The 6649-nt window shown below is 71.2% G+C and carries 5 protein-coding genes and 1 pseudogene; 3 read left to right on the top strand and 3 right to left on the bottom strand.

Features of this window, described 5'->3' with window-relative positions; genetic code table 11:
• The first annotated feature begins 391 nt into the window (after window positions 1–391).
• From FPZ47_RS05470 to FPZ47_RS05460, 3 genes and pseudogenes are all read left to right on the top strand, one after another.
• Window positions 392–874 (top strand): SRPBCC family protein, encoded by a 483-nt coding sequence (locus tag FPZ47_RS05470; RefSeq protein WP_144949392.1) that lies wholly within the window; start codon window positions 392–394, stop codon window positions 872–874.
• A gap of 42 nt (window positions 875–916) precedes the next feature.
• Window positions 917–1763, top strand: a pseudogene (locus FPZ47_RS05465) (helix-turn-helix domain-containing protein).
• A gap of 125 nt (window positions 1764–1888) precedes the next feature.
• On the top strand, window positions 1889–2869 hold the full coding sequence (locus FPZ47_RS05460; RefSeq protein WP_210419837.1) for an alpha/beta fold hydrolase: 981 nt from the start codon (window positions 1889–1891) through the stop codon (window positions 2867–2869).
• 8 nt (window positions 2870–2877) lie between these two features.
• Here the strand turns inward: FPZ47_RS05460 and FPZ47_RS05455 are convergent, their stop codons facing one another.
• Genes FPZ47_RS05455 through FPZ47_RS05445 form a run of 3 tightly spaced genes read right to left on the bottom strand, consistent with a single transcriptional unit; the run spans window position 2878 to window position 6593 of the window.
• The gene (locus tag FPZ47_RS05455; protein ID WP_144949395.1) at window positions 2878–4254 is read right to left on the bottom strand and encodes a flavin monoamine oxidase family protein; all 1377 of its coding nucleotides are present in this window, start codon (window positions 4252–4254) and stop codon (window positions 2878–2880) included.
• 54 nt (window positions 4255–4308) lie between these two features.
• On the bottom strand, window positions 4309–5433 hold the full coding sequence (locus tag FPZ47_RS05450) for an Rv3169 family protein (protein ID WP_144949398.1): 1125 nt from the start codon (window positions 5431–5433) through the stop codon (window positions 4309–4311).
• Complete coding sequence (locus tag FPZ47_RS05445; protein WP_144949401.1) at window positions 5433–6593, bottom strand: phosphotransferase family protein; 1161 nt, start codon at window positions 6591–6593, stop codon at window positions 5433–5435. Before FPZ47_RS05445 ends, FPZ47_RS05450 begins: the two co-directional genes overlap by 1 nt.
• Window positions 6594–6649: the final 56 nt, after the last annotated feature.

Genomic DNA, 6649 nt, shown 5'->3' with positions numbered 1-6649 from the left:
GCGGCTGCGTCCTTTGTTTATACCGAATCCAACCCAGCCACGGCAAACCCGCGCGACGCCGGTCGCGCGCACGCAGCTAACGCCTCGCCGCGCGCCCTCGTCGGCGCCGGCCGGCGGTGTGCGGGCCCGCCCCGCCCGGGCCCGAATGCGCTGCTCCACGCCGTCGGAGCGAACGTCGGACCGGCGGCGCATGCGGGCGGGGAATCGGTGGCGGCGCCCTGCTCAGGGGGTACCAGCAAACTCCCTTTGAGCTCGCTTACGGCTCTCACCGTGAGTGCCGCCACGCGGCGCAAAGATTCGGGCGGTTGCGTGCCACGATTCCCGGGCCGCCCGGGAGGGCGGCTAATAGCATATGCGTCACCAGTAGCGTGACTGCCCGGCGGGAGACCCCATGGTCGAGATTCACCTGGAACGAACGATTCCCGCACCGGTGGAGCAGGTTTTCGACTGGCTTGCCGAGCCGGCCCATCTGGCCGCCGCCCCGCTGGTGCTCCGGGCCGGTTACGCCAAGGACTCGCCCGGCCACGACTCGCCCGGCCACGAGGCGGGTGCGGTGCGCGAGGTCACCGGCGTCGGCACCTGGTTCCGCGAAAAGATCACGGCCTACGACCGGCCCCGTAGCTACACCTATCTGATCGTCCGGTCGTTTCCGCCGTTCGATCACGAGGGCGGAACGCTGACGTTCACCCCGGCACCGTTGAGGGCACCTTTGAGCCCGGCGGGCGCCGGGCCCGGGACGCACGTCGACTGGCTGACCAACTACACCCACCCCGTCTGGGCGGGCGGGCGCCTGCTCGAGGCGTTCAGCCGTCGGCTGCTGCGCTCGAGCTTCCTGGCGATTCTCGACGCGTGCGCGGAGGCGCTGGAACGCTAGCCGCGGGGCGACGCGGCCGGGTGGGTATCCCTTGCCCTGGACATGGATATCGCCAACGACATCAGGGACTTCTTGATGACCCGGCGCGCGCGGCTCACGCCCGGGCACGTGGGGCTGCCGCCGGGCCGGCGCCGGCGCGTGCCCGGGCTGCGGCGCGAGGAGGTCGCGCACCTGGCCGGTGTGAGCATCGACTACTACACCCAGATCGAGCGCCGGCACGTCACCGGGGTCTCCGACGAGGTGCTCTACGCCGTCGCGCGGGCGCTGCGACTGGGCGAGGCGGAGTCCACGCACCTGTTCGACCTGGTGCGTGCGGCCACCAACCGGGGCGACCGGACCCGGGCACCGCGGCGTTCGGGCCCGGCGGTGCCCGACGGTGTGCAGGACCTGCTGGACAGCATGGTCACCGCCCCGGCCGTCGTGCTCAGCGGGCATCTCGACGTCGTGGCCGCCAACGCGCTCGGACGGGCGCTTCACGCGCCGCTGTTCGCCCGCACCAGGGGGACGCCGAACCTGGCCCGCTTCGTCTTCTTCGACGCCGCCGCGGACCGGGTCTTCCCGGAGTGGGACGTCGCCGCCGACGATGCCGTCTCCCTGTTGCAGGGCGAGGCGGCGCGCTCCCCGGACTCGCCGGCGGTCACCCGGCTCGTCGGCGAGCTCGCCACGCAGCGAAGACTTCCGCCGGCGCTGGGCGGCGCACAACGTCAAGGCGCACCGCCACGGCGTCAAGCGGTTCCGGCACGCGGGCGTCGATGAGCTGGTGCTGATCTACAACATGTTCGACATCGGCCCGGGCGGGCTGTCGTTGTTCGGCTACACGGCCGAACCGCACTCGCGGTCCGCGGACGCGCTGCGGTTGCTCGCCTCCTGGGTGGTGACCGCCGAATAGGACCGGAAACCAAGGGGATTCGCGGTGGAAATTCGGCGAATGTGCCGGAATTGACGCCGGCGTCACGTTAGACTCGCGCCATCCGAAACCGCGGCAGCGTGGCCGCACTGGAGGGGGAGAGCCGCATGAGTCCCAGGCGATCCACCCGCGGCGACGATGCCCTGTCCGATGTTGCCCTGTCCGATGTGTTGCCGCCAAGCCAGGCGCTGACGGTGCGCGCGGCCGACGGCACCCCGCTGCACACGGAGGTGTTCGGCCCCGCGGACGGCTATCCGATCGTGCTGACACACGGCATCACCTGTGCGATCCGGGCGTGGGCGTACCAGATCGCCGACCTGGCCACCGACTACCGGGTGATCGCCTTCGACCACCGGGGCCACGGGCGCAGCGGCGTCCCGCGCGGCAACGGCTACACCCTCAAAGCCCTTGCCTCCGACCTGGATTGCGTGCTGGAGGCGACCCTGGCGCCGCACGAACGCGCGGTGGTGGCCGGGCATTCGATGGGCGGCATCGCGATCGCGGCCTGGTCCGCGCGGTACCGCCACAAGGTGCAGCGGCGCGCCGACGCGGTGGCCCTGATCAACACCACGACCGGCGACCTGGTCAGCAAGGTGAGCCTGCTGCCGGTGCCGCGCGGGTTGTCGCCGGCGCGGGACCTGGTCGCGCGCGGGCTGATCAGCGCGTTCGGCGGGTTCCCGCTGCCCGGCGTCGCCCGCATCCCGAGTCGCCACCTGGTCGCGATGCTGGCCGTCGCCAAGGACGCGGACCCGAGCGCGGCCAGGCTCGTCTACGAGCTGTTCGCGCAGACCTCGCCCGCGGGGCGCGGCGGCTGCGCGCGGATGCTCGTCGGGTCGCTGGGGTCGCGGTACCTCGACCTTGCGGGCCTGACCGTGCCGACGCTGGTGATCGGCAGCGAGCGCGACCGGCTGACGCCCATCAGCCAGTCCCGCGCGATCGCGCGGTCCGCGCCCAACGTCGTGGGCCTCGTCGAGCTGCCCGGCGGCCACTGCTCGATGCTGGAGCGGCCCGCCGAGGTGACCCGCCATCTGCGGGAGCTCGCCGGATCGGTCAGCCGCGACGTGCGGGTGCGGCACATCAGTTCATAGCGGGACGCTCACAGCAGGGCGGCGACCTCGGCGGCCGCGCGGCGGCCGGACCGGACGGCGCCGTCGAGGAATCCGGTCCATTCGTCGGCGGTTTCGGTGCCGGCCCAGTGGATCGGTCCGACCGGCCGGCGCAGGTACCGTCCGAACCGGGTCCACGACTTCGGCGGCACCGCCGCCGTCGGGCCACCGGGCGCGAATTGTTCTGTGCCCCAGCAATAGTCGACATAGTCGAGAGGTTTGAGCGCGTCGTTGCCGAACAGCGACGCGAAGCAGCGCAACGCGTCGCGGCGGCGCTGCTCGGCGGGCAGCGAGTCGAACGCGCGGGCGTCGACGAAACCCATCAGGATGCCCGGCCCGTCGGCGTGCGGGCTGAGGTCGAAGGTGATGAAGACGGGGCCTTCGTCCGACAGCGCCTGGCCGGAATATCCGTCGGCCCGCCAGAACGGTGTGGAGTACGCCGCATAAGCCTTGCTGAGGCGGCCCTGCGGCCAGTGCCGGGCGAGGTCGTGGTACTCCTTCGGCAGCGGGGGAGTGAACTCGATGGCCGCGCGGTGGGCGGGTGGGACGGCGACGACGACGAATCCGGCCTCGGCCCGGACCCGGTCGGATGTGACCGTGACCCCTGCGCCGTGGCGCTCGATGCGCCGCACCGGGGCGCCGAGCACGACGCGGGCGCCTAGTTCGGCCGCCACCGCCTCGGCGATCTGCTGCGTGCCGCCCGGAAAACGGTCTTGCTGCGCACCGTTTTCGACGTCGAGGAGGCGGTCCAGGCCCCCGGCGGCGCGCAGGTAGCGGGCCGCGTGCAGCATGGACACGTCGTCGGGCTCGCACCCCCAGGTCACCCGGGCCATGATCGCCAGCAGGTCGCGGGAGGAGTCGGAGGCGCGCACCGAGCGCAACCAGTCGCCGAGCGACTGGGCGTCGAGCTCGCGGGCGCGGCGCGCGTCCCAGGGGGCCGCCAGCGGGATGCGGCGGGCGATCCGCTCGAACTGCCAGCGCAGCCGGCCGATGTCGATCAGCCCGGCCAGCGAAAGCTTGGGGATGGTGCCGCGGTAGGGCCGCGCCCACCCGCGCCACTGGATGATGCTCCGGCCGTCGTGGTGGGTTTGTGTGGTCGGGATCTGCAGTTCGGCGGCCAACGCCAGCACCGCGTCCTGGGTGGGGCCGACGAAGGTGCCGCCCATGTCGGCGGGCAGCCCGGCGACGCTGCCGGTGAACGAGCGGCCACCGACGCGGTCGCGGCCCTCGAAGACCACCACGTCATGGCCCAGTCGGGTCAGTTCCCGCGCGGCGACCAAGCCGGCAAAGCCGGCACCGACCACGACGACGTCAACGTTCCAGCTGCCGGCGTTAGGGGGGCCGGCGTTCGGGGGCGGAGCTGTCACGCCGTCCAGTGAACCGCACCCGGGCGGGAATGCCCAGCTTCCACCCCCAAGCGGCTACGGGGCGACCGACAGCCAGTCGGCGAACCCGGACGGGTCGTGGCGGCCCAGCGCGCCGTGCTCGTAGAGTCCCCAGCCCTCCACCGGCCCCGCGTCGCCGTCGCGGCACAGCGCCCGGCCCACGTGGTCGATGACGCCGAACCCGGACCGCGCGACGATCGTCGGGTCGGTCATGTCGTAGGTCAGCCGTTCGGCGAACTTCTCGCCCTTCCACATTCCGTGCAGCCAGTCGGAGTCGCCGCCGTAGCCGCCGCCGACGTGGATGGGGACGGGCAGCTTGGACTCGACGTCGAAGTGCACCGGCGTGCCGTCCGGGGCGGTGGCGTCGATGGTCGCCCCGGTCGGGATGCGGGTGCCGGAGCGGTAGTGGATTTTCACTCGCGGCCAGCCCAGCTGCTCGACGCGGCCGTCGCGCCACACCCGGGTGCAGTCGTTGAGCGAGCGGAAGCCGTCGGGCGCTTCCTGGATGATCAGCACGATCGCGAACTCGTCGAACGCCATCGGCACGTACAGCCACCACATGCCCTCGAAGGGCGGGTCGGCGGGGCGGCCCGCCGGCTCGGGCTCGCCGATCGGCCGGATGCCCCAGGACCGGTCGCGGCTGCCGATCCAGGTCGCCGGGTCGACGGCGATCTCGTCGCCGTCGATCGCGATGCGGCCGCTCCAGGCGCCCAGCTGGGCGAAACGCTGGGCGTCCAGCGTCACCCGGTTGCCGGACCGCATCAGGTGTGGCTGCTCCTGGACCACGTCGAACAGGCCCTCCCAGGTGAGATCGGCTGCGATGCCGTCGGTTTCGTCGAGGATCAGCCGCAGCTTGCGCAGCGGCTCGACGACCTCGATGCGGTAGCCGTTGACGTGCTGGTTGAGGCGGTCGGAGTCGATGGCGTCGGACAGGTGCACCGCGGTCTGGGTGTCGCCGCGCCGGACCAGCATGAACGCATCCTTGACGCCCAGGTTCGGGTAGTAGCCGATGCCGCTGATGACGAAGATGTCCCCGGTGCGGTCGTGGGCGTTGAAATAGGAGCGGTCGTAGAAGTTGCGGTCCGAGGGGCCCGGCCACGCGATCGGCTGGGGGATCTGGTGTATGGGGAACTCGTCGAGCGGGCCAAGTGACGGCGGCATTACCGGTCCTCTCCGATGAGACCCTCGCCGATCAAACGGCGCATCAGTCCGGCGTGGTAGAACAGCGATTCCGCGAAATTCGGGTCGTCGGGCCGCTCTATCTCGCCGAAGTGCACGCGCCGGGCGCCGGTGCGCATGAACACACAGGCCCACATCACGCCCGAGTAGACGTAGAACCAGTTCAGGTCGCCGATGTCGACGCCGGTGAGCCATCGATAGGTGGCGCGCACGTCGTCCTCGCGCATCACCTGCGGCAGGCCCGGCATGCCCGCGAGGCCCGTGAGTTCTTGAAAGACCATGTGCGCGTATATCATCCACGCCACGTCGAGTTCGCGTGGGCCGAGCGTCACCATCTCCCAGTCCAGCACCGCCACCGGCTGGAAGTCGCGGTACAACACGTTGCCCACCCGGGCATCGCCCCACAACAGCACGGTTTCGCCGGCGGCCGCCTCGGCCGGCCAGTGGGTTTCGAGCCATGCGAACGTCCGCTCCAGCAGCGGTGAGCGGCCGATGTCGGGCACCGCGAAGTCGTACCAGGAGCGCACCCAGTTGAAGTGGCGGCGCAGGGCGGTGTCGCCCTCGGAGCCCTCGGTGAGGAACCCGAATTCTTTGGCGGCGTTCGGTATTGCGTGCAGCTTGGCCAGCACCCCGACGGTGGCGTCCTGCAGTTCGCGCTGTCGTTCGGCGGGCGCGTCGGCGAACCAGTTGTCGCCGAAGGTGTAGGGCATGACGTCGGGCGGCACCACGCCGTCGACGTAGTCCATCACGAAGAACGGCGTGCCCAGCACACCGCCGGTGGGTTCCAGCCAGCGGACCGGCGGAACGGGGACCTCGGTGAGCTCGCCGACCTTGCGTATCACCTCGAATTGGTGATCGAGCCGGTAGCTGGGGAAGACCTGCACGTCCTCGGCGGCGGGGGCCACCCGGGTCACGAGCTTCTGTTCGATCTGCTGCCCGTCCTGCTGCCAGCGGGCGGTCAGGATGATGGTTTCCGAGGACATGCCCGTGGAATCCACGCCGCTCTCGACGGTGACCTCCGGCGTCGCGCCGCCCGGCAGGACGGTCGACAGCCATCGCGACATCACCCCCGGCAGGGTGGTGACGTCCCGGCTCGAGCGCTGCAGGCGGTCGACTTTGTCGAGGACAGGTTCGGTGGCCACGGGGGCCTCCATTCTTTGAGACTTGTTCGCGGCTTTTCGCGGCATACGATAGGGGC

The sequence above is a fragment of the Mycobacterium helveticum genome (genome assembly GCF_007714205.1).
Taxonomy (GTDB): domain Bacteria; phylum Actinomycetota; class Actinomycetes; order Mycobacteriales; family Mycobacteriaceae; genus Mycobacterium; species Mycobacterium helveticum.
The sequence above is the reverse complement of the archived record's forward strand: the minus strand, read 5'-3'. Positions and strand labels throughout refer to the sequence as shown.

Bases quoted from the DNA above. Each gene is read 5' to 3' on its own strand.
- FPZ47_RS05450 (WP_144949398.1), bottom strand. From the start codon at position 5,433: ATGCCGCCGTCACTTGGCCCGCTCGACGAGTTCCCCATACACCAGATC.
- FPZ47_RS05460 (WP_210419837.1), top strand. From the start codon at position 1,889: ATGAGTCCCAGGCGATCCACCCGCGGCGACGATGCCCTGTCCGATGTT.
- FPZ47_RS05470 (WP_144949392.1), top strand. From the start codon at position 392: ATGGTCGAGATTCACCTGGAACGAACGATTCCCGCACCGGTGGAGCAG.